General features: G+C 69.8%; 20 protein-coding genes. 13 read left to right on the plus strand and 7 right to left on the minus strand.

The features are described from left to right. Positions 1-139: 139 nt before the first annotated feature. Positions 140-652, minus strand: a complete 513-nt coding sequence (locus AB0269_RS00390) for a GNAT family N-acetyltransferase (RefSeq protein WP_366209218.1) — start codon at positions 650-652, stop codon at positions 140-142. Positions 653-699: 47 nt separating this feature from the next. Here AB0269_RS00390 and AB0269_RS00395 point away from each other — a divergent pair, with 47 nt between their 5' ends. Further along, positions 700-1,530: a TSUP family transporter gene (locus tag AB0269_RS00395; protein WP_366209219.1), complete on the plus strand. Its 831-nt coding sequence runs from the start codon at positions 700-702 to the stop codon at positions 1,528-1,530. 150 nt (positions 1,531-1,680) lie between these two features. On the opposite strand, the gene aspS is transcribed toward AB0269_RS00395, so the two are convergent. After that, positions 1,681-3,462, minus strand: coding sequence for an aspartate--tRNA ligase (aspS, locus tag AB0269_RS00400; protein WP_366209220.1), 1,782 nt, complete (start codon positions 3,460-3,462; stop codon positions 1,681-1,683). A gap of 138 nt (positions 3,463-3,600) precedes the next feature. On the opposite strand from aspS, the gene AB0269_RS00405 reads away from it, so the two are divergent. Together AB0269_RS00405 and AB0269_RS00410 are read left to right on the plus strand one after the other, a co-directional pair. Then, complete coding sequence (locus tag AB0269_RS00405; protein ID WP_366209221.1) at positions 3,601-3,966, plus strand: DUF5684 domain-containing protein; 366 nt, start codon at positions 3,601-3,603, stop codon at positions 3,964-3,966. Then, positions 3,967-4,590, plus strand: a complete 624-nt coding sequence (locus AB0269_RS00410) for a histidine phosphatase family protein (RefSeq protein ID WP_366209222.1) — start codon at positions 3,967-3,969, stop codon at positions 4,588-4,590. Positions 4,591-4,594: 4 nt separating this feature from the next. Here the strand turns inward: AB0269_RS00410 and AB0269_RS00415 are convergent, their stop codons facing one another. Further along, positions 4,595-5,494: an NAD(P)/FAD-dependent oxidoreductase gene (locus AB0269_RS00415; RefSeq protein WP_366209223.1), complete on the minus strand. Its 900-nt coding sequence runs from the start codon at positions 5,492-5,494 to the stop codon at positions 4,595-4,597. 52 nt (positions 5,495-5,546) lie between these two features. On the opposite strand from AB0269_RS00415, the gene AB0269_RS00420 reads away from it, so the two are divergent. From AB0269_RS00420 to ccsB, 5 genes are read left to right on the plus strand one after another with little or no spacing between them, the layout of a single operon-like run. Continuing rightward, positions 5,547-5,984 (plus strand): MerR family transcriptional regulator, encoded by a 438-nt coding sequence (locus AB0269_RS00420; RefSeq protein WP_366209224.1) that lies wholly within the window; start codon positions 5,547-5,549, stop codon positions 5,982-5,984. Positions 5,985-5,993: 9 nt separating this feature from the next. After that, on the plus strand, positions 5,994-6,611 hold the full coding sequence (locus tag AB0269_RS00425; RefSeq protein WP_366209225.1) for a TlpA disulfide reductase family protein: 618 nt from the start codon (positions 5,994-5,996) through the stop codon (positions 6,609-6,611). After that, positions 6,608-7,387 carry a cytochrome c biogenesis protein CcdA gene (locus tag AB0269_RS00430; RefSeq protein ID WP_366209226.1) on the plus strand — a complete coding sequence of 260 codons (780 nt, stop codon included), beginning with the start codon at positions 6,608-6,610 and terminating at the stop codon, positions 7,385-7,387. The genes AB0269_RS00425 and AB0269_RS00430 overlap by 4 nt, the downstream gene beginning before the upstream one ends. A gap of 28 nt (positions 7,388-7,415) precedes the next feature. Continuing rightward, positions 7,416-9,089, plus strand: coding sequence for a cytochrome c biogenesis protein ResB (locus AB0269_RS00435; protein ID WP_366209227.1), 1,674 nt, complete (start codon positions 7,416-7,418; stop codon positions 9,087-9,089). 9 nt (positions 9,090-9,098) lie between these two features. After that, entirely contained in the window at positions 9,099-10,097 is a 999-nt protein-coding gene (gene ccsB / locus AB0269_RS00440) for a c-type cytochrome biogenesis protein CcsB (RefSeq protein WP_366209228.1), read from the plus strand. 384 nt (positions 10,098-10,481) lie between these two features. On the opposite strand, the gene AB0269_RS00445 is transcribed toward ccsB, so the two are convergent. Beyond that, complete coding sequence (locus AB0269_RS00445) at positions 10,482-12,518, minus strand: YhgE/Pip family protein (RefSeq protein WP_366209229.1); 2,037 nt, start codon at positions 12,516-12,518, stop codon at positions 10,482-10,484. Continuing rightward, the gene (locus AB0269_RS00450; protein ID WP_366209230.1) at positions 12,515-15,274 is read right to left on the minus strand and encodes an efflux RND transporter permease subunit; all 2,760 of its coding nucleotides are present in this window, start codon (positions 15,272-15,274) and stop codon (positions 12,515-12,517) included. The genes AB0269_RS00445 and AB0269_RS00450 overlap by 4 nt, the downstream gene beginning before the upstream one ends. 137 nt (positions 15,275-15,411) lie before the next feature. On the opposite strand from AB0269_RS00450, the gene AB0269_RS00455 reads away from it, so the two are divergent. Next, positions 15,412-16,041, plus strand: a complete 630-nt coding sequence (locus AB0269_RS00455) for a TetR/AcrR family transcriptional regulator (RefSeq protein ID WP_366209231.1) — start codon at positions 15,412-15,414, stop codon at positions 16,039-16,041. 120 nt (positions 16,042-16,161) lie between these two features. Here AB0269_RS00455 and AB0269_RS00460 read toward each other — a convergent pair whose 3' ends face one another. Next, positions 16,162-17,145 carry an o-succinylbenzoate synthase gene (locus AB0269_RS00460; RefSeq protein ID WP_366209232.1) on the minus strand — a complete coding sequence of 328 codons (984 nt, stop codon included), beginning with the start codon at positions 17,143-17,145 and terminating at the stop codon, positions 16,162-16,164. Positions 17,146-17,267: 122 nt separating this feature from the next. Further along, positions 17,268-18,281, minus strand: a complete 1,014-nt coding sequence (locus AB0269_RS00465) for a GNAT family N-acetyltransferase (protein WP_366209233.1) — start codon at positions 18,279-18,281, stop codon at positions 17,268-17,270. Positions 18,282-18,358: 77 nt separating this feature from the next. Here AB0269_RS00465 and AB0269_RS00470 point away from each other — a divergent pair, with 77 nt between their 5' ends. The 4 genes from AB0269_RS00470 to AB0269_RS00485 are packed head-to-tail and all read left to right on the plus strand — an operon-like array spanning position 18,359 to position 21,770. Further along, positions 18,359-18,697 carry a helix-turn-helix transcriptional regulator gene (locus AB0269_RS00470; protein WP_366209234.1) on the plus strand — a complete coding sequence of 113 codons (339 nt, stop codon included), beginning with the start codon at positions 18,359-18,361 and terminating at the stop codon, positions 18,695-18,697. Between the two features lie 2 nt (positions 18,698-18,699). Continuing rightward, positions 18,700-19,698, plus strand: a complete 999-nt coding sequence (locus AB0269_RS00475; protein WP_366209235.1) for a permease prefix domain 1-containing protein — start codon at positions 18,700-18,702, stop codon at positions 19,696-19,698. 32 nt (positions 19,699-19,730) lie between these two features. After that, positions 19,731-20,630: a 1,4-dihydroxy-2-naphthoyl-CoA synthase gene (locus AB0269_RS00480; RefSeq protein WP_366209236.1), complete on the plus strand. Its 900-nt coding sequence runs from the start codon at positions 19,731-19,733 to the stop codon at positions 20,628-20,630. A gap of 3 nt (positions 20,631-20,633) precedes the next feature. Then, positions 20,634-21,770 carry an AMP-binding protein gene (locus tag AB0269_RS00485; protein ID WP_366209237.1) on the plus strand — a complete coding sequence of 379 codons (1,137 nt, stop codon included), beginning with the start codon at positions 20,634-20,636 and terminating at the stop codon, positions 21,768-21,770. Positions 21,771-21,787: the final 17 nt, after the last annotated feature.

Raw genomic sequence — 21,787 nt, forward strand, 5'->3', positions numbered from 1 at the left:
AGTTACCGGATCATCCGGCGACGGTGAACGAGAGGTGACGCGGGTGGGAACGCCGAGGCCTCACCCACGCGAGAATTGCTCTGCACGGCGAGAATGACGCAGGCAACAGCATCCCCGCCGCGCAGGGCAATTCTCGCGGTCAGCGCGGGACGTTGTACTTGAAGCCGACGTGCGAGCCGACGTAGCCGAGGCGCTCGTAGAACCGGTGCGCCTCGGTGCGCGCGGCATCCGAGGTGAGCTGCACGAGCGCCGCCCCGAGCGCGGATGCCGCGGCATCCGACACCCAGCGCATGACGGCGGATCCGATCCCGGACGAGCGCAGATCGCTGCGCACCCGCACAGCCTCGACGAGCAGCCGGCGCGCACCGCGCCGGGCCATGCCGGGGATGGACGTGAGCTGCAGGGTGCCGACGACCGCGCCGTCGAGCTCGACGACGAGCAGCTCGTTCGAGGGCTCGGCGAGGATGTCGTCGAGGGCCGAGGTGTACGCGGCGCGGTCGCCGTCGGATGCCACGTCTCCGCGGGCCGCGCTGATCGGGTCGTCCGAGAGCAGCGCGATCAGGGCGTCCGCGTCGTACCGTGTCGCCCGACGCAGGAGCGCCGAACCCGCCCTGGACTCGAATGGATACGGCAGGGGCAGGGCGTCGAGCATGGTTCCAGTCTGTCATCGGCTCGCCGAGCGAAGAGGATACTGGAGGGATGGACATCGGTGGGCTGCTCGGGCTCGAACAGCTCACCTGGGGGATGCTGATCTTCGTCGTCATCGCGGCGTTCGCCGCCGGATGGATCGACGCCGTCGTCGGAGGCGGGGGCCTGCTGCAACTGCCCGCGCTGCTGCTGATCCCGGGCATCGCGCCCGTGCAGGCGCTCGCGACGAACAAGCTCGCCTCGGTGTTCGGCACTGCGACCAGCAGCATCACGTATTACCGGCGGGCGAAGCCCGACATCCGCACGGCGCTCCCGATGGCGGGAATCGCTCTGGCCGGGTCCTTCGGCGGAGCGGCGGTGGCGACGGTGCTGCCGCCCGCGGCGTTCAAGCCGATCATCGTGGTGGCGCTCCTGGCCGTGGCGATCTTCACGGTGTTCAAGCCCGAGATGGGCGCAGCGACCAAGCTGCGGTTCGCCGGTCACAAGCATCACATCATGGCGGGGGCCGCGGGCCTGGTGATCGGGTTCTACGACGGCATGATCGGGCCGGGCACCGGAACGTTCCTCGTCATCGCGCTCGTCGCACTCATGGGGTACGACTTCCTGCAGGCCAGCGCCAAGGCGAAGATCGTCAACCTCGCCACGAACGCCGGGGCACTGCTGCTGTTCATCCCGCACGGCTCGGTGCTGTGGCTGCTCGGCGGCATCCTCGCGGTGGCGAACGTCGCGGGCAGCTACCTGGGATCGCGCATGGCGATCGCGCGCGGCTCGACGTTCATCAGAGTCGTGTTCCTCGTCGTCGTCGTCGCGCTGATCGGCAAGCTCGGCGTGGACGTGTGGAACGAGAACATCGTGCCCGGGCTCGCGCTGCTCGCGCGCTGATTCTCGCCTGGACACCTCGCATCCGCATGCCTCCCGTCCGGATGCCTCCCGCCCGGATGAGACCTCTCGTGACCGACGAGACCTCTCCGTAATCACGTGAATACGGAGAGGTCTCGTCGCTGCGGAGAGGTCTGTGCGGGGGCCTGGCGATCAGGCCTCGGCATCCTCCGCGACGAAGTCGACGCCGGCCTCGGCGCGCTGGGCGTCCGTGATCGGCGCGGGCGCGCTGGTCAGCGGGTCGAAACCGTTGCCTGTCTTCGGGAACGCGATGACCTCGCGGATCGATTCGGTCTTGGTGAGGTGCTGCAGCACGCGGTCCATTCCCAGCGCGATGCCGCCGTGCGGCGGGGCGCCGAACTTGAAGGCGTCCAGCAGGAAGCCGAACTGCTCGTCGGCGACCTCGTCCGAGATGCCCATGACCTCGAACACGCGCTTCTGCACGTCCTCGCGGTGGATGCGGATCGAGCCGCCGCCGAGCTCGGTGCCGTTGCAGACGATGTCGTACGCGTAGGCCAGCGCTGAGCCGGGGTCGGTGTCGAACGTGTCCTCGAACTCCGGTTTGGGGCCGGTGAAGGCGTGGTGCACGGCGGTCCAGGCGCCGGCGCCCACGGCGACGTCACCGGATGCCACGGCATCCGCGGCCGGCTCGAACATCGGAGCATCGACGACCCACGTGAACGCGAACGTGTCGGGGCCCTGGAGGCCCTGGCGGCGGCCGATCTCGACGCGCGCAGCTCCGAGCAGCGCACGCGAGTCCTTGGCGGAGCCGGCGGCGAAGAACACGCAGTCGCCCGGCTCGGCGCCGGTGAGCTCTGCGAGCCCCGCCTGCTCCTTCTCGGACAGGTTCTTGGCCACAGGGCCGCCGAGCGTGCCGTCCTCGTTGAAGAGGACGTAGGCGAGCCCGCGGGCGCCGCGCTGCTTGGCCCAGTCCTGCCAGGCGTCCAGCTGCTTGCGCGGCTGCGAAGCACCACCGGGCATCCGCACCGAGCCGACGTACTCGGCCTGGAACACGCGGAACGTCGTCTCGGAGAAGTAGTCCGTCGCCTCGACGAGCTCGAGGCCGAAGCGCAGGTCGGGCTTATCGGAGCCGTACTTGGCCATCGCGTCGGCGTACGTGATCCGCGGCAGCGGCGTCTGCACGTCGACGTCGATCGTCTTCCACATCGCGACGACGAGGGACTCCATCATCTCGATGACGTCCTCCTGGTCGACGAAGCTCATCTCGATGTCGAGCTGCGTGAACTCCGGCTGGCGGTCGGCGCGGAAGTCCTCATCGCGGTAGCAGCGGGCCATCTGGTAGTACTTCTCGACGCCGCCGACCATGAGCAGCTGCTTGAACAGTTGCGGGCTCTGCGGCAGCGCGTACCAGCTGCCGGGGTGCAGGCGCGCGGGCACGACGAAGTCGCGGGCGCCCTCCGGCGTGGAGCGGGTGAGGGTCGGCGTCTCGACCTCGACGAACTCGCGCTTGTCGAGCTCGTCGCGCACGGCCTTGTAGACCTTCGAGCGCAGGCGCAGAGCGGATGCCGCGGACGGGCGGCGCAGGTCGAGATAGCGGTGCTTGAACCGCACGTCCTCGCCGACGGTCTCGCTGTCGCCCAGGCCCGTGGAGACCTGGAACGGCAGGGGAGCGGACTCGTTGAGCACCTCGACATCGGTCGCGATGACCTCGATGTCGCCGGTGGGCAGGTTCGGGTTCGCGTTGCCCTCGGGGCGGCGCGAGACGGAGCCTGTGACCTTCAGCACGAACTCGCTGCGCAGCGGGTGGGCCACCTCTTCATCGCGGATGACGACCTGGGCGATGCCCGAGGCGTCGCGAAGATCGATGAAGGCGACTCCTCCGTGATCACGACGACGATCGACCCAACCCGTGAGGGTGACGGTCTGACCGATGTGGTCGGCTCGCAGCGAGCCGGTCGTGTGAGTGCGAAGCACGGAGATTCCTCCAGTTCAGAAAAGGGAACTCCGCCATTCTACGTGGGCGCGGGCGGGGATCCGCGGGGCGCCGGCGGTGCTGGATAGACTCGGCCGCAGCGGGCCGCGTCGGGCGGCTCCGCGAACAGGGAGCACGCCGTGGACTGGAATCTGATCAGCGACCAGATCGCCTCGACGAACTCGATGTGGCTGAGCCTGGCGCTGTACGTCCTGTACGCCCTCACCATGTGGCGGGTCTTCGTCAAGGCCGGGTACGCCGGAATCCTCGCGCTGATCCCGATCGTCAACTGGATCTTCCTCGTGAAGGTCGCGGGGATGTCTGCCTGGTTCGCGCTGCTCTATCTCATTCCGATCGTCAACATCGTCTTCGCGATCGTCGTCGCGGTGAAGGAGGGTGCGAACTTCGGCAAGGGCGGGCTGTTCTCGTTCTTCCTGCTGTGGATGCTCCCTTTCATCGGCCATCTGATCATCGGCTTCGGGTCGGCCACCTACCGGAAGGTCTGAATGCCTGCCGAGCGACTGCATCTCGTCCGCCACGGCGAGGTCCACAACCCCCGACGCGTCCTCTACGGACGCCTGCCGCACTATCGACTGAGCGAAGACGGCCGGCGTATGGCTCGAGCTGCCGCCGAGTACGTCCAGGGCCTCGACCGGCCGGTGACCACGCTGCGCAGCTCGCCGTTGCAGCGCACGCAGGAATCGACCGAGCCTTTCAGCGAGATCTTCGGTCTCGTCCCCGCCCTCGACGAACGGGTCATCGAGCCCACCAATGTGTTCGAGGGCACGAACATGCGCAGGTCGCTGCGGGACCCCCGCAACTGGTGGCACCTGCGCAATCCGTCGGTGCCGAGTTGGGGAGAGCCCTACACGTCGATCGCCGCGCGCATGGAGCAGGCGATGAACAGTGCCTGGAACGAGACGGAGCTGGGGGATGCCGTGATCGTCTCGCACCAGGCGCCGATCTGGATCGCGCACCTGCGGGTCGCTGGCCTTCGGCTCCGTCATGATCCGCGCACCCGGCGCTGCGCCCTCTCCAGCGTCACATCGTTCGAACGCGTCGGCGATGTGTGGCGCGAGGTCGGCTACGCCGAGCCTGCCGCCGCCGGGATCGACCTCGGCGCGGTCTAGCCGCTCACGAGACCGCGAGCTCCTGCACGATCCGCGCGGCCGCCATCTGGCCGGCTGCGGCGGACTGGATGACGGATGCCACGGGCCCCGGCAGCGAGGCGCGGTGCGCGAGATCGCCGGCGGCGAGGATCCCTGATGCAGAGGTCTGACCGAAGTCATCGACCTCGATCGCACCCGACGGCAGCATCCGCAGTCCGAGCTCTGTGGCGAAGGGCGCCCGCTGACGCACGGAACCCGCCGCGACGAACAGGCCGGCGACCGCGACGTGCCCGTCGGCTGTCGTGACGTCCACACCGTCGGTCTCGGCGGCCACGGACTGCACGAGGCTCGGGTGGATGACCGCACCCGTCGCCTCCAGCGCCGCACGGTCCTCATCCGTCGGCTGCTCGTCGAGCGCGAACACGGTGATACTCCGGACGATGGGTGCGAGCAGCGAGATCAGATGCACGGTCCGCGACGCCGCGCCGAGGATTCCGATGTCGCGCCCGGTGAACTCGTGTCCGTCGCAGAACGGGCAGGTGAACGCGCGCAGACCCCACAGGTCCTCGAGGCCGGGCACTGCGGGCAGATCGTCCGCGACGCCGGTGGCGAGCACGATGCGGCGTCCGCGCGCTGTGGACCCATCCGTCAGTTCGACGGTGAAGTCGTCGACGGCGCCGTCGATGGAACCGGCTGCGGCGTCACGGGTCTCGACGGTGCCGTACTCGGCAAGCTGCGCACGCGCCGTCGCCCGGAATTCCGCTGGGGGCATGCCGTCCGCGGCGATCACGTTGTGCATGTGCTGCACGGTGCCGTTGCGGTACTCGCCGGAGTCGAGGAGCAGCGCTGTGCGGTGCATCCGGCCGAGAGTGAGCGCGGCCTGCAGCCCTGCGGGACCTGCGCCGATGATGATCGCGTCGTACATGGTGGAGCCTCCTGATCTTGCTTTCCCGATCAGTGTGTGACTTCATGTCAACATGAAGTCAAGCCCCGAGCATCCCTGGTCCGTCGACGAGGTCGCAGAGCGCTTCGATCTGCCCACGAACGTGCTCCGGCACTGGGAGTCGGTGGGGCTCCTCCGCCCGGAGCGGGATGCCGCCGGGCGCCGCCGATACGGCGAGGACGAGATCGTGCGCATCGCGATCATCCAGCGCAGCAAGCTCGCCGGCATGACGCTGGAACAGATCGCCGTGCTGCTGGACGACAGCGCGCGCGGGCGGCATGAGGTGCTGCAACGGCATCTGGACGACATCGACAAGCGGATGCTCGAGATGCAGCGCTCGCGCGAGATGACCGAGCACGCGCTGCGCTGCCGCGCCCACGACATCATGGCGTGCCCGCGGTTCCGTGCCGGGGTCAGCGACGTGATCACCGGGCTCGAGCCTTCCAGATCCCCCATAGAAACCCCTGCGTAGACTGGGAATGTGCCCGCTCTTTCGCCGAATCGCCGTGCCAGTCGCGTGCTCGGAGCCGCGCTCGCCGCGCTGGTCGCCGTCTCGCTGACCGCCTGCGGTACCGACCCCGTCGCCGAGCAGTACCTGTCGGGCGACGGCAAGGGCTACATCTCGGCGGACGGCGCGGTGGAGGAGATCCCCGTAGCCGATCGCGGTGAGCCGGTCGTCTTCAGCGGCGTCACCGAGAACGGCGACGAGTTCGACAGCGCCGACATCGCCGGCGACGTGACGGTCGTGAACTTCTGGTACGCCGGCTGCGCCCCGTGCCGTGTCGAAGCGGGCGACCTCGAGGACGTCTGGCAGGAGTACGGGGGCGAGGGCGTCTCGTTCGTCGGCATCAACATCTACGACCAGGCCGACACCGCGCGCTCGTTCGCGAAGACGTACGGCGTCACCTACCCCAGCATCATGGACGTCGACAGCGGGGCCGCGAAGCTCGCCTTCGCGAGCGCCACGCCGATCCAGGCCACACCCACCACTCTCGTGCTCGACAAGCAGGGCCGCGTCGCCGCCCGGATCATCGGGCAGATCGACGGCACCAGCATCCTCTCGACGCTCGTCAAGGACGCGCTCGCGGAGAGCGCGTGAACACGGCTGAGCTGATCGGCTCCGGCGCCCTCTGGCTCGCCATCCCGGTCGCGATGCTCGCCGGCCTCGTCTCGTTCCTCTCGCCGTGCGTCCTGCCGCTCGTGCCGGGGTACCTCGGGTTCATCGGGGGAGCGGTGGCACCGAAGGGCGCCGACCCTTCGACCGCTGAGCCTGTCGAAGCGTCAGGGCTCGGCGGGAGCCGCGGCCGACTCGTGCTCGGGGTGCTCCTGTTCATCCTCGGATTCAGCGTCGTGTTCATCGCGTTCACGGTCGTCGGCGGCGCGGCATCCGTCTTCTTCCTGCAATGGGGCGACCTCATCACCCGCATCCTCGGCGTCGTGATCATCGCGATGGGTCTCGTCTTCCTCGGTCTGTTCGGATTCGCGCAGCGCGAATGGCGCATGCAGATCAGCTCGAAGACCGGCCTCATCGGGGCGCCGCTGCTCGGCTTCGCGCTCGGCATCGGCTGGGCTCCCTGCATAGGACCGACCCTCACGACGATCGTCGCGCTGTCGATCAATGTCGGCGACCCCTGGCGCGCCGGATTCCTCGGCCTCGCGTACAGCCTCGGCCTCGGCATCCCGTTCCTGCTCGTCGCCCTCGGCTTCGGCTGGGCGACCAAGGCGATCGGATTCCTGCGCCGCCACATCCGCATCGTGAACATCGCCGGCGGCGTGCTGCTCATCGCGCTCGGCATCCTCATGGTCACAGGCCTGTGGACCGACATCATGTCCCGACTGACGGCGGTGATGGGCAGTGTCATCCTCCCGCTCTGAGAAATCGCGAAAGAACCAGAAGGATGCCGTGACGAGTTCCGATCCGCTCCGCCCCTCCGACCACATCGACGGCGACGAGGCCGCGATCACCCAGCCGCGCCTCGGCGTCATCGGCTGGCTGCGCTGGGGCTGGCGTCAGCTGACCTCGATGCGCACCGCGATCATCCTGCTCCTCGTGCTCGCGATCGCGGCGATCCCGGGCTCGATCTTCCCGCAGCGCATGGCCGACCCCAATGGCGTCACGCAGTGGCAGACCGACAACCCCGACCTGTTCCCGGTGCTCGACGCGCTGGACATGTTCGACGTCTACCTGTCGCCGTGGTTCTCCGCGATCTACCTGCTGCTGTTCATATCGCTCGTCGGCTGCGTGATCCCGCGCATCAAACACCACCTGGGGGCGCTGCGTTCGCGCCCACCGCGCACACCCGTCCGGCTGCAGCGGCTCGAGGACTTCCGCTCGGTGGACCGGCCCGTCACTGGGGCGGATGCCGACGCCGAGGCATCCCGGAGCATCGACGTGGCCCAGAAGCAGCTCAAGGCGCTCGGGTACAGGGTCGAACGCTACGACAAGGCCGCGACGTACTCCGTCTCGGCCGAGCGCGGCTACCTGCGCGAGACCGGGAACCTCGTCTTCCACCTCGCGCTCGTCGGGGTGCTCATCACCGTGGGCGTCGGCGGCAGCTTCGCCTACACGGGCCAGCGCGTGGTCGTCGAGGGCCAGACGTTCGTCAACACACTCCTGGACTACGAGTCCATGAACCGAGGCCGCTTCGTCGGCGACGATGCCCTCAGCCCGTACTCGATGACGCTCGACTCGTTCGATGTGACCTACCAGGAGTACGGGTCGGCGGCGTCCGGCCAGGCGGGCGATTTCTCGGCGAACGTGACGGTCACGCAGGACGGAAAGACGCGCGAGGATGCCGTCCGGGTGAACCATCCGCTCGACATCGCCGGCGACAAGGTCTACCTGCTCGGCAACGGATACGCGCCCACGATCACCGTGCGCGACGCGGACGGCGAGGTCGTGTACGACAACTCCGTGCCGTTCCTGCCGCAGGACAACGCGCTCACGTCCCTCGGCGTCATCAAGGTCACCGACGGTCTGCCCGAGCAGCTCGGCATCGCCGCGTTCTTCTACCCGAGCGCGGTGAAACTTGACAACGGCGCCTACGGGTCGGCCCACGGCGATCTGCTCAACCCGCTGCTCACCCTCCGTGTGTACGAGGGGGACCTCGGCATCGACGACGGCTCCCCGAAGTCGGTGTACGTGCTCGACACCGATGAGCTCACCCCGATCGCCGGCGACGGCAGCGACACCCCGTCGATCGAGCTGCAGCCGGGCGAGACGGCGGATCTTCCCGGCGGGCGCGGCACGATCACGTTCGAGGACGAGTCCCCGGTCGGCGCCACGGACTACACCGAGTCCGTCAAGCGGTTCGCCTCGCTGCAGGTGCACCACGACCAGTCCGCCGTATGGGTGCTCGTGTTCGCGCTGCTCGCGCTCGGCGGACTCATGCTCGCCCTGTTCGTGCCCCGTCGCCGGATGTGGGTCAAGGCGACGGCATCCGGCGGCGAGGTGCGCCTCGAGTACGCCGGACTCGCCCGTGGCGAGGATCCGACGCTCGGCGCCGCCGTCGACGACCTCGCGACCGGCCATGCCCGCCTCATGGACGCCCCTTCCTCCGCAACCACCCGAAAGTAGACTGGGACAATGCCCGACCTCGACTCCCTCTCGATCCTGTTCATCTGGACGGCGATCGCGATCTACGCCGCGGCCTTCGTGGCCTACGCGTTCGACCTCGCACGCCGTTCCGAGGTGCATGCGGACGCTCGTCTGGTCCGCGAGCGCGAGGCCGTGCTCGTCGGCGCGGAGTCGTCGGCGGTCGGGACGGGCGGGGATGCCGCTGCATCCGATGCGCCGGCATCCGATGCACCCGCGAAGCCGCGCTACGTCATGGCGCGGATCGGAACGGCGCTGACGGTCCTCGGGTTCCTGTTCCAGCTGGCGGCGACGATCACGCGCGGCATCGCGGCGGAGCGCGTGCCGTGGGCGAACCTCTACGAGTTCGCGATGACCGGCACGCTGCTGGTCGTCTTCGTCTACCTGGTCGTGAACACCCGGGTCGACCTGCGCTTCCTCGGCACCTTCATCACCGGGCTCGTCGTCGTGCTGATGGGCGCGGCAGCGATCAGCTTCTACGTCGGCGTCGTGCCGTTGATGGATCCGCTCAAGAGCGTGTGGCTCGTCATCCACGTGTTCGTCGCCTCACTCGGCACGGCGTTCTTCGCGCTGGCCTGCGCGCTGTCGGTGCTGCAGCTCATGCAGTCCCGCCGCGAACGCCGGCTGGCGGAGGCGCTCGAGAAGCCCGGCCCGCGCTTCCTCGGCACGCTGCCGACCGCCGATCGGCTGGAGGGCATGGCCTTCCGCTTCGCGATCGTCGGCTTCATCTTCTGGACCTTCACGCTCATCGCCGGCGCCATCTGGGCGCAGGACGCCTGGGGCCGCTACTGGGGCTTCGACGTCAAGGAGACCTGGACGTTCATCATCTGGGTGCTCTATGCCGGATACATCCACGCCCGCGCGACCCGCGGCTGGCGCGGAAACCCGTCCGCGTGGCTGTCGATCGTCGGGTTCACCGCCGTGATCTTCAACTTCACGATCGTGAACGTGTTTTTCAAGGGCTTGCACGCCTACAGCGGCCTGAGCTGATCGGGCGGGACCCCCCTCGTCCGCCGCGTCGAACGAGGGGGCGCGAACGGTTGCCTCGGGTGCGCCGTGGCGACCATCTGCGCCCCCTCCAAGGCCTGTGCAGGTGTGCTGGCGTCGCGGGGGTCGCATTCGGCTGCTTCGCGTAGGTCTTGGCGACCATCCGCGACCCCTCGCCGTCGCCGCGGCATGCCGAGCGCACGCGCCTGCGCGGTGCTTTCGACTCGCTGCGCTCGCTCAAGCCATTTCGTCTTCGGCGCTGGGCGCCTTCGCTCAATGACCCGCGGGCGATCGGTCCCGCCGACGGGCTGCTGCGCGGGGCGCCCCGCGAGCGCAGCGAGACGAGACGGGCTGAGCGAGCCGAAGCCGCCCTCGGCCGGGCGTACGTTACGCCGTGGCGAGGACCGCCTTGGCCGATGTCGTGCGGCGCAGCGCCACTGCGACCGTGGTGGCGATCAGCGACAGCACGCCCCAGGCGATGAGCCCGGCGACAGCGCTGCCGCTCCCGGCGATGAGTCCGGTGAACGCCGGTGCCGTGGGGAGCATGGCCCCGATCGAGGAGAGCCAGTCGGGCACGGTGGAGATGAGCCCGGTGGCGATCGCGACGACCCCGACGAGCGCGCTGACCCAGCGACCCGCCCCGCCGAACACGGCGACGAGCGCCTGGTTGACGGCGGCGAAAGCGATTCCGGCGAGCACCGCGGTGCCGGCGAACGCCCACCAGGTCGCGGCGTCGTACGAGGCCACGATCTGCACGATGAGCGCCACGAGAACGCCCTGTCCTGCGCCGATCGCCGCGGCCGGCCAGAAGCCGCCGAGCGTCAGCCACGCCGACGAACGGCGCGAGGTCAGGGTCCGCGCGGTGTGCGCCCGCATCACGATGAACGAGGCCAGTCCGCCGAACCACAGCACCACAGCCGCGAGCAGGGGGATCGCCGTCGGACCGAAGATCGTGTTGGCCTGCGCGTTCGAGGTCACAGGGTCCGCGATGACGGATGCCAGCGACGTCGATTCCTGGTCGCTGAATGAGGGCAGCTGGTCGGCGGCCTGGTGCAGTCCGCTCGCGAGCTCCTCGTTGCCGCCGGCGAGGTCGTCGAGTCCCGTGGCGAGCTCACCCGCGCCGTCCGCCAGTGCTGTCGCGCCGTCGCTCAGCTGCGTCGCGCCGGTGCCGAGCGCCGAGGCGCCTGCGGCGGACTGGTCGGTGCCGTCGGCGAGCTGGTTCAGGCCGCTGGCGAGGTCGGTCGCTCCCTGGCCAGCGGTGCGCAGCTGGCCGGCCAGCGCGCTCGGCAATGCAGCCACTCCGGTCGACACGCTTCCGGCGTAGCCGCTCGCGTAACCGGCTGATTCGGCGACGGAACCGGCCGACTGCGCATTCGAGCCGATGCCGGCCGCGTCAGCACCCACAGCCTGGGCGGTTCCCGCGAGTCGATCGCAGAAGGCCGTGTCGGTCGTCGATGTGTAGCATTCCTGGGCGAGGGCGCCGAGGGCAGCGGCGTTCGTGCCGAGCGACTGAGCGTTCGCACCGAGCGACTGAGCGAGTGCGATCGAATCAGCCGCGGCTGTTTCCGCGTAGCCCGCACCTGTCGCGGCCGCGCCGGCCAGCTTATTCAGATCGCTCTCCGGGGCTTCCAGCGCCGCAGCTCCGGAAATCAGTCCGCTGCCGAGCGCGGTCGCTCCGTTCGCGGCATCCCGCGTACCCGATGCGATGGTGCCGAGTCCGCCCGCGAGCTCCGTGGCGCCCGAGCCCAGCTGCGCCGCACCGTCCGCGAGCTGCGCTGCGCCGTCGGGGAGCTCCGCCGCGCCGTCGGCCGCCGAGCGCGACCCGTTCGCGAGCTCGTCCGCGCCGTCCGCCGCCTCACCGATCTGGTCGCCGATGGTCGTGAACCCGACGAGGATGTTCTCGGTCGTCGCCTCGGAGAGCATGGTCCCCATCGAGGACGCCGCGACGGTGGCGATCTGCGAGGTGATGAGGTCGTCGGCGACGAGGCCGTCGTCGGGGGTGGTGACCTGGATCGTCGCCTGTTCGGCGGAACCGCTCCCGGTCGAGATCCGCTGGCCGGCCGACGTCGCCGCGGCGGAGAACTCCTCCGGGATCGTCACGACGGCCTGATAGGTGCCGTCGGCGAGGCCGTCTGCGGCATCCTCCTCGTTGGAGATCACCCAGGTGAGGTTCGAATCCATGTCGTCCGAGCCCTCGACGAGCCCGGCCGCGAGCTGACGCCCCAGCGGGGTGTACTGGTCGTCGATCGTGACCGGCTCGTCGTTGTTCACGATCGCCGCCGTCATGGTGTCGAGGCGCTCCGTCGGATTCTGCAGCGCCGCCACGAGGATGCCGCCGATCACGGCCGGCAGCAGCAGCACGCCGAGGATCGTCAGCAGGGTGATGGGCTTGCGGGATCGTGCCCGCTCGATGGAGAGGGTCATGCGTTCACCTCGCGGTTGGAGTCGGATGCGGAGGAGCGGCGTGCGGCCGAGAGGTCGACGGCGTCGGCGGCGGGCCAGGCGGCCTCCGCCAGGATCGCGTCGGCCTCGGCGGGGTCGGATGCCGTCGCAACGACGGCGAGCGGACGGGATGCCGCTGCACGCTGCAGCATCGCGGTCGCCTGGTCGCGCTGCCCGCCCGTGAAGCGGTCGATGCCGTCGATGACGACGAGGCTCGAGCGGCCACGGAGCGCCTCGCGGAGGTCCCCGAGCGCAGCATCCGGGTCGTCCACGACGACGGCGCCGACGTGCCGCCGCACCCACGCCGCACGACCCGGCAGCAGATGTCCGGCGACGCGGAGCTTCCCGGCATCCGGAGTCAGGCGCCCCGCGACGGCCAGCGCTACCGCGCGGCGCACGCGGGCGTCGGTGCCGGTGACGACGAGCGCCTCTCCCGGCGCGACGCGCAGCGAGAGGCCCTCGACGATCGGCGCATCCGCGCTCAGCACCAGGTCGTCGGCCGCGACGATCGAGTCGTCGCCTGGCCAGGACGCGAGGTGCCGCTCGCGCTCGACGGCCTCGCCCTCGATGTCGACGCTGGGCAGGATCCGCTCCAGCCAGCGCGGGATCTCCCATGCGCGCTCGCCGAGGATCGCCATGAGCGCGGGGATCAGCGTCATCCGCACGAGGAAGGCGTCGATCGCGATGCCGGCGGCGAGCCCTAGAGCGATCGGCTTGAGCGACGAGTCGCCTTCGGGCACGAACGCCACGAACACCGCGAACATGATGAGACCGGCCGCGGTGACGACCTTCGCCGATCCGGTGAAGCCGCTGCGCACCGCGCGCAGGGCCGCGGCCCGCCGCTCGGCGCGATTCGCGGATCGAGCGGCGGGGTCGTGCACGAAGTCCTCGCGCATCCGCGAGACGAGGAACACCTGGTAGTCCATCGCGAGGCCGAACAGCACGCCCATGAGGATGATCGGCATGAAGCTGATGATCGGACCGACCTTCGCCACGTGCAGCAGATCGGCCATCCAGCCCCACTCGAACACCGCACCGACGATGCCGAACGCGGCGACGATCGACAGCAGGTAGCCCAGGGCGGCGGTGATCGGCACCCAGATCGAGCGGAACACGATCGTCAGCAGGATGAGCGAGAGTCCGATCACGAAGACGCCGAAGGGCAGCAGTGCCGCGCCCAGCTGGTCGGAGATGTCGATCGCGACGGCGGTGAACCCGGTCACCTTGACGTCGATGCCGAACTCGTCGAGCCATTCGTCGTGGTGCGAACGGAGTTCGCGGACGAGGTCGCTCGTGGCGGGGTCGTCGGGCGCCGTCTCCGGGATCACCTGCACGATGCCCGTGTCGGCGGTCTCGTTCGGGGTGGCCAGCGCCACCTCCTTCACGCCGGGGACCTCGGCCACGGCATCCCCGAGGTCCTCCATGAGGGTGAGCGGGTCGGTCGAGGTGACGATCGTGCCGGTCAGGACGAGCGGGCCGTTGAAGCCGGGGCCGAACTCCTCCGCGGTGAGATCGTAGCTCTGGCGCGCCTCGTCGTCGGGCGCGAGCACTCCGGCGTTCGGCAGGGCGAGGTCGAGGCTGAGCGCCGGCACGGCGACGAGGCCGAGCCCGAGCACCACAGCGACGGAGGTGACGATCGGATGCTTCGTCACGCCCGTGACCCAGCGGTCGCTGAAGCGGGGGCCGGGCTTCTTGCCCTTGCGCACCTTCTTCGGGCGTCCGACGACGCGACCCTTCAGGAACCCGAGCAGGGCGGGGGTGAGGGTTACGGCGATCGCCACGGCGACGGCGACGGCGACGGAGGCCGCGATGCCCATGGTCGTCAGGAACGGGATGCCGGCGAACCCGAGCCCGATCAGAGCGATGAGCACCGTGATGCCCGCGAACACGACGGCCGACCCGGCCGTCCCGACCGCGCGGGCGGCGGACTCCTCCGGCTCGACGCCGTCGCGCACCTGATCCTGATGGCGGGCCATGATGAACAGCGCGTAGTCGATGCCGACGGCGAGGCCCAGCATCAGTGCGAGCAGCGGCGTCGTCGACGACACCGTCGCGAAGGCCGTCGCCGCGAAGATCCCGGCCATCGAGATCCCGACGCCGAGGACGGCCGTCAGCAGCGGGAGGCCCGCGACGACGAACGAGCGGAACGTCACGATCAGCACGAGCAGCGCGATCACGAGACCGACGGCCTCGGTGAGCGTCACACCGGGGATCGAGATCGCGAACAGGTCGCCGCCGAGCTTGAGCTGCGTGCCGTCCGGCAGCTCGCCGCGCAGGTCGTCGACCATCGCGGTCAGCTCGTCCTTCGTCTCGTCCGAGACATCGGTGGCCTGGCCGTCGAACTGCAGCTGGACGATCGCGGCGCTCTCACCGTCGTTGACCATGCCCTCGACCATGTCGTCGTAGGGGGAGGTCGCCGCGAGCACGCCGTCGAGGTCTGCCAGCCGGTCCACGGCATCCTCGATCGGCTCGCGGTAGTCGTCATCCGTGATCCGGTCTCCGTCAGCGGCGACCACGATGAACTGCGCGTTCGTGCCGCTGACCTGCGGGAACGACCGCGAGAGCTGCTCGAGACCGTCCTGCGCCTCGGTACCGGGGATCGAGAAAGAATTGTCCGTACCCTGCTGCAGCACGACAGCGCCGCCGCCCGCCGCGGCGAGGATGATCAGCCAGGCGACGAGCACGCGCCAGGGGTGACGGAACGACCAGCGTCCGAGGGACGACAGGAGTGTGGACACGGTGCCTCCGTGAGAGCCGGCGCGGGAATGGATACAGAGATGTATCCGATACACATGTGTATCCTACGATTCGGCGGACGTGCAAAACTGTGCGCCGGATGTGAACAGTTCGAGAAAGAATGGGGGAGGAGGCTTCGATGACGATTCCGGTGACCAGGCGCCGCGAGAACACGCGGGCGCGATTGATGGATGCCGCAGCCCAGGTCTTCGCCGAGGTCGGTCTCGAGGGTGCGAGCGTCGAGGCGATCTGCGAGCGCGCCGGCTTCACACGCGGGGCGTTCTACTCCAACTTCGAGTCCAAGGACGAGCTGTTCCTGCAGCTCGCCTCGTCCGTCGCCGAGCAGCGCCTGGCATCCGTTCGCGGGCGCATCGACGAGTTCGTCGCATCCGGCGTGCTCCGTGGCGATGCCGACCCGATCGAGCTCGTGCAAAAGGTCATGGATTCCGGGCTCGATGACCGTCTCGGCGTGCTGATGATGAGCGAGATCCGTATCCGAGCGCTGCGCGACGATGCGTTCGGCAAGGCCTATCTCGCCCAGGACCGTGCCATGATCGCGAGCATCGAGGGAATCATCCAGGGCATCGTCGACTCGGGCCTGTTCGCGCTGCGCATCGACGTGCCCGCCGCCGCGCAGATGCTCATGGTCCAGTGGGAGGGCTGCATGGCCCGGGCGGCGGTCTCAGGATGGGACGGCGAGAAGCTGCACCGCGCCGGCGCCGAGGCGCTGGGTCAGCTCGTCGATCTGATCATCGCGCCGTCCGAGTAGCGCCGACGCGCCGCCCGCGAATCCCCTGTGCGAAACAGGTCCTCCTCGGCGAAACATGCCGTGCCACGACCTGCTTCGAACGGCAAGACCTGTTTCGCAGGGGGAGCCGCGACGGGCGGGTCAGGAACCGGATGCTGCGAGCAGGGCGTGGCAGCGGCGCAGGCGGTCCAGCCACCAGTCGCGGCGGTCATCGGATGCCGCCAGCCGATCGAGGCGTGCGGCATCCGGTGTGACGCGCCCGACCGGGATCGACCCGTCGACCGGGGAGAGATCGGCGACGTCCGCTGCGAACAGCGCGCCGGTGCCCAGGCCGCAGTCGTATTCCAGCTCGGGGAGGGCGGCGGCGAGGGCTGCGCCCTGGCTGAGACCGACCGCCGTGTCGAGCGCGCTCGAGACCACGGCGGGCAGCCCGGCCTCGCTGACGATCTCGAGCGCGCGCCGGATGCCGCCGAGCGGCTGAGCCTTGATGACGATGAGGTCCGCGGCGCCGGCCCGAGCGACGGCGAGCGGGTCGTCGGCCTTGCGGATGCTCTCGTCCGCCGCGATGGGGATGCCCATGTACTTCACGCGTCGGCGCAGTTCGGCGAGCTCCTCCACGCTCGCGCACGGCTGCTCGGCGTACTCGAGGTCGAACTCCGCCAGCGCGTGCAGCGCGCGCTCGGCCTCGTCGACGTTCCAGTTCGCGTTCGCGTCGATGCGCACTCGCCCCTCCGGTCCCAGGGCTTCGCGCACGGCGTGCACGCGGTCGACGTCATCGGCGAGCGACTGCCCGGATTCGGCGACCTTGACCTTCGCCGTGCGGCATCCGGGGAAGCGCGCCAGCACCTCGGCGACGCGATCAGCACCGACCGCCGGCACTGTGGCGTTGACGGGGATGCGCTCGCGCACGGGGGCGGGCTGCGGGTTCCAGGCGTAGTCGATGGATGCCGCGAGCCACACTGCCGCCTCGGCATCCGCGTATTCGACGAAGGGCGAGAACTCCGCCCACCCCTGAGGGCCCTCGAACAGCAGCGCTTCGCGCACGTCCACACCGCGGAACCGCGTCGTCATCGGCAGCGCGACCACGCGTGCCGTGCTGAGCAGGTCGTTCAGATCCGGCGTCATGGTGCCATTCTGCCCGTCTCGACGTGCCGGATCCCAGACGCTCCGGCATCCGCACGGCGTGTCCCGCGCCGACATGCCGGTGCGCCGCACCATCGTCTGGGATTCGGCACGCGGCCGGAACGTCAGAGGCGCTTCTGGAACTCGCCCATGTGCTCCGAAGGGGCGAAGCCGAGGGTGCGGTTGATCGCGAGCATGTGCTCGTTCACGCCGGCGTTGTACGTGTACACCGAGCGGACCGCCGAGGCGTGCTGTTGCAGCATCCGCAGGTTCGCGACCTTCACCGCCGTGCCGAGGCGGTGGCCGCGGGCCTCGCGCCGCACGAGCGTGCCCCACTGGTAGGCGTTCCCGTCGTCGCCCGAGACGACGAGCTGCGTGTACGCGACCACGCGGCCGGTGTCGTCGAGCGCGACCGTGCCGAAGCTGCGGCGGTTCTGCTGGGCGAGCAGCGTCTCGTTCGACCGGATCTCCGCCACGTCGACCGATGCCGGTTCGATGTCGAGGTCGCCGGTCGGAGCCTCGGTGTCGACGGCGGCGTCGAGCTCGGCCCAGCCGCGCAGGACGTCGGCGGGGACGTTCCCGATCCACGAGCGAAGGGCGTAGTCGCCGGAGCGAGCCGCCGCAGCGGCCCCGACGTCATCGAGCAGCTCGGCGTCGAGCGGCAGCCGCAGACGGCTCTGCACATCCCCGAGGGCGAGCGCGTACCCGTGGCGCCGGGCGAACTCGCGCCCAGGGACGCCTTCGCCGTCGTCGCCGGCCGAAACCGGCCACGATGCGGTGGAGGTCACGATGCTGCGGCCCGCCTCGCGTGCAGCGGACTCGAGCGCGGTCAGCACCGCCGAACCCGTGCCCCGGCGGCGCAGCTCGGGCGCCACGTGCACGCCGAGGCTGGCCGTGCGGAGGTTGTCGCGGAGCGGCAGCGCGAGCCGTGCGGAGCCGACGATCTCACCGCCGCTGCGCGCCAGATACGCCCGGCGGTCGACGGTGCGGCTGCGCTGCTGCAGCTCGTGCCTGGACTCGTTGCGCGTCCACACCGCCGAGTCGGCGCCGCGATCGGCGCGCTCGGCAGCCGCATAGATGTCCCACCAGAGGTCCACGGCTGTCGTGTCGAAGGGGTCGACCTGGGTGAGTTCGAGCATCATGCAACCGTACCCCTATCCGTCGACCATCAATGGATCGTTGACAATAGTGTGTGACACACAGTAATGTGATCGACATGGACGAGACGCTCGAGACCCATCTGCAGGAACTGCGGCGCGGCACGGTCGTGCTCGCCTGCCTGCAGCTGCTGCGTACGCCCGGCTACGGTTACGGGCTGCTCGAAGACCTCGAGCGCCACGGCTTCGCCACCGACGCGAACACGCTCTACCCACTGCTGCGCCGCCTCGAGAAGCAGGAGTACCTGACGAGCGAGTGGAACACCGACGAGGCGCGGCCCCGCAAGTTCTACCGCACCTCGCGAGCCGGCATGCGCCTCGCCGACACCCTCACCACGGAATGGGCCGCCCTCACCGAGGCCATCGCGACCCTCACGAACACAGACCAGGAGGTCTGATCATGGCTGCTGCACTCACAGACCGCTACATCGGCGCCGTCACGAAGTCTCTCGCCCCAGCGGCGCAGGAGGACGTGCGCACCGAGCTCGAAGCATCCATCGGCGACGCCGTCGAGGCACGCGTCGAACAGGGCGAGAGCCGGGAGGATGCCGAGCGCGCCGTCGTCACCGACCTCGGAGACCCCGCCGCGCTCGCCGCGGGCTATGCCGATCGCCCGCTGCACCTCATCGGGCCGACGTACTACCTCACGTGGTGGCGGCTGCTGAAGCTGCTGCTGTGGATCGTGCCCGCGTGCGCCATGGTCGGCGTGGCGATCGCGAACGGCATCGCCGACAAGCCGATCGGCGAGATCATCGGCCAGGTAGCCGTCGTCGGCATCGGCACGATCGTGCACGTCGCGTTCTGGACGACTCTGGTGTTCTTCATCCTCGAGCGCACCGGGGCTGACGCGGGCACGACGTGGACCGTCGACGACCTGCCCGAGCCGCAGGAGAGCGGTGCCGGGCGCGGCGATCTCATCGCATCGCTCGTCTTCCTCGGCCTCGCCGCCGGCGCCCTGCTGTGGGACCGCTTCGTCGGATTCGTGCTGTTCGCGAGCGACAGCGTCGATGTCGGGGTCGGCCTCGGCTCGCAGACGTCGTCGATGCCGATCCTGAACCCGGACCTGTGGCCGTGGTGGATCACCGCGACGATGGTGCTCATCGGCGCCGAGGCACTGCTCGCCATCGCCGTCTACGCCCGCCGCGGCTGGAACTCCGCCCTGGCCGTGCTGAACACCGTGCTGGCGATCGTGTTCGCGGCGGGAGCCGTGCACCTCGTCGTGACGGGGCAGCTGGTCAACCCGGAGTTCCTCGCCGTGACCCTGTACCGCGACGACGTGCCGTCCGACGTCGGACAGATCCTGTCTGTGCTGCTGGTCGTGGTCATCGTCGGGATCGGAATCTGGGACATCATCGACGGCTGGATCAAGACGCGGCGCGCGCAGCGCGGGGCGCGGTGATCGCGCCGAGCCCGGCGGAATAGGCTGGACGCATGGTCTCCGATCTGTTCGATCCTGCCGAGTGGGTGCTCGCCCCCGGCGCCGATGCCTACACCGACATCACCGCGCACGTCACGCACGACGGCGGCATCGCCCGCATCGCGTTCAACCGGCCGGAGGTGCGCAACGCATTCCGCCCGCACACGGTCGACGAGCTGTACCGGGCGCTCGACATCGCCCGTCAGGACCCGAGGATCGGCGCCGTGCTGCTCACCGGCAACGGGCCGAGCCCCAAGGACGGCGGCTGGGCATTCTGCTCGGGCGGCGACCAGCGCATCCGCGGGCGCGACGGATACAAGTACTCCGATGACGAGACATCCGTCGCCGACCCGGCCCGCGCCGGCCGCCTGCACATCCTCGAGGTGCAGCGCCTGATCCGCTTCATGCCGAAGGTCGTCATCGCCGTGATCCCCGGGTGGGCCGCGGGAGGCGGGCATTCGCTGCACATCGTCTGCGACCTCTCGATCGCATCCGCCGAGCACGGGAAGTTCAAGCAGACGGATGCCGATGTCGGCAGCTTCGACGCCGGCTACGGCTCGGCGTACATGGCGCGGCAGACCGGGCAGAAGGTCGCCCGAGAGGTGTTCTTCCTCGCCGAGGAGTACTCGGCGCAGCGTGCCTATGAGATGGGCACGGTCAACCGGGTCGTTCCGCACGCCGACCTCGAGCGCGAGGCGCTGTCGATGGCTCGCACGGTGCTCACGAAGTCGCCCACCGCGATCCGCATGCTGAAATACGCGTTCAACGCCGTCGACGACGGACTCGTCGGTCAGCAGGTCTTCGCCGGTGAGGCCACGCGCCTGGCGTACGGCACGGACGAGGCCGTCGAGGGCCGCGACTCCTTCCTCGAGAAGCGCGACCCGGACTGGTCGTCCTTCCCCTGGCACTACTGAACCATGGTCTCCCTGGTCACGACATCGGCGGACGACCCCGCGCAGCTCCAGCGCGACCTGGAGCGCGCCCTCGACGGCGGCCCCGCGCTCGGACTCGGGATGCTGGGGGAGCAGCCGGCCGAGGTCGATGACGGCACGGCCGTCGTCATCGGCACGTCCGGATCGACCGGCATCCCGAAGCGCGTCGTCCTCGGCGCCGTGGCTCTGCGCGCGGGTGCAGAGGCGACCGCCGAGCGGATCGGCTCCGGCCGGTGGCTGCTCGCGCTGCCCGCGGGCTACGTCGCCGGGCTCCAGGTGATCGTCCGCTCGATCCTCGCGGGCACGAGTCCGGTTCTGCCATCCGGCGGATTCTCGCCGCGATCGTTCGCCGAGGCCACGCTCGGGATGCTGCCGAGCGGCCCGCTGTTCACCTCGCTCGTCCCCGCCCAGATCGCGACCCTTCTGGATGCCTCAGGCGACACGGTCGTCCTCGCGGCGCTGCAGGCGTACGACGCGATCCTCGTCGGAGGGCAGGCCCTGCCGCAGCCCCTGCGGGAACGCGCCGCCGAGCTCGGCGTCAAGCTCGTGCGCACGTACGGATCGACCGAGACGAGCGGCGGCTGCGTCTACGACGGCATCCCGCTCGAGACCGCCGCCGTCCGGGTCGAGGGAGGAGAGCTGCAGATCGCCGGTCCCATGCTCGCGGACGGCTACCTCGGCGACCCCGCGCTCACGCAGCGCACATTCACCCGCGATGCCCACGGCATCCGCTGGTACCGCACCGGCGACCTCGGCATCGTCGAGGACGGCGTCGTGCGGGTGCACGGCCGGGCCGACAACGTCATCGTCTCCGGCGGCGTCAACATCTCACTCGACCGCGTCGAGCGCATCGTGCGCGGCATCCCCGGTCTCACCGGAGCCGTCGTCGTCGGCGTCGAGGACGAGCGCTGGGGCGAGGCGTCCGTCATCGTCGTCCAGCGCGGCGAGGCGCTCCGGCGCAGCGAGTCCGAGCAGCTCGAGCAGGCGCGGGCGGCCGTCGCCGACGAGATCGGCAAGCCGGCGCGGCCGGCCAGGCTCATCCTCGTCGACGAGCTCGCGACGCTGTCGTCCGGCAAACCCGACCGCGAGGCGATCCGGCGGATCGCCGCCGAACTGCGCTGACGCGCACCGACCGAAGG

This window comes from Microbacterium sp. NPDC077644, assembly GCF_040702785.1.
In the GTDB taxonomy this organism is placed as follows: Bacteria; Actinomycetota; Actinomycetes; order Actinomycetales; family Microbacteriaceae; genus Microbacterium.

Excerpts from the sequence above, each read along its gene's own strand:
- AB0269_RS00470 (WP_366209234.1), top strand. The coding sequence starts at position 18,359 with ATGGACGAGACGCTCGAGACCCATCTGCAGGAACTGCGGCGCGGCACG.
- AB0269_RS00395 (WP_366209219.1), top strand. The coding sequence starts at position 700 with ATGGACATCGGTGGGCTGCTCGGGCTCGAACAGCTCACCTGGGGGATG.
- AB0269_RS00420 (WP_366209224.1), top strand. The coding sequence starts at position 5,547 with ATGAAGTCAAGCCCCGAGCATCCCTGGTCCGTCGACGAGGTCGCAGAG.
- AB0269_RS00485 (WP_366209237.1), top strand. The coding sequence starts at position 20,634 with ATGGTCTCCCTGGTCACGACATCGGCGGACGACCCCGCGCAGCTCCAG.
- AB0269_RS00445 (WP_366209229.1), bottom strand. The coding sequence starts at position 12,518 with ATGACCCTCTCCATCGAGCGGGCACGATCCCGCAAGCCCATCACCCTG.
- AB0269_RS00475 (WP_366209235.1), top strand. The coding sequence starts at position 18,700 with ATGGCTGCTGCACTCACAGACCGCTACATCGGCGCCGTCACGAAGTCT.
- AB0269_RS00455 (WP_366209231.1), top strand. The coding sequence starts at position 15,412 with ATGACGATTCCGGTGACCAGGCGCCGCGAGAACACGCGGGCGCGATTG.
- AB0269_RS00480 (WP_366209236.1), top strand. The coding sequence starts at position 19,731 with ATGGTCTCCGATCTGTTCGATCCTGCCGAGTGGGTGCTCGCCCCCGGC.
- AB0269_RS00390 (WP_366209218.1), bottom strand. The coding sequence starts at position 652 with ATGCTCGACGCCCTGCCCCTGCCGTATCCATTCGAGTCCAGGGCGGGT.
- ccsB (WP_366209228.1), top strand. The coding sequence starts at position 9,099 with ATGCCCGACCTCGACTCCCTCTCGATCCTGTTCATCTGGACGGCGATC.
- AB0269_RS00460 (WP_366209232.1), bottom strand. The coding sequence starts at position 17,145 with ATGACGCCGGATCTGAACGACCTGCTCAGCACGGCACGCGTGGTCGCG.
- AB0269_RS00410 (WP_366209222.1), top strand. The coding sequence starts at position 3,967 with ATGCCTGCCGAGCGACTGCATCTCGTCCGCCACGGCGAGGTCCACAAC.
- AB0269_RS00415 (WP_366209223.1), bottom strand. The coding sequence starts at position 5,494 with ATGTACGACGCGATCATCATCGGCGCAGGTCCCGCAGGGCTGCAGGCC.
- AB0269_RS00465 (WP_366209233.1), bottom strand. The coding sequence starts at position 18,281 with ATGCTCGAACTCACCCAGGTCGACCCCTTCGACACGACAGCCGTGGAC.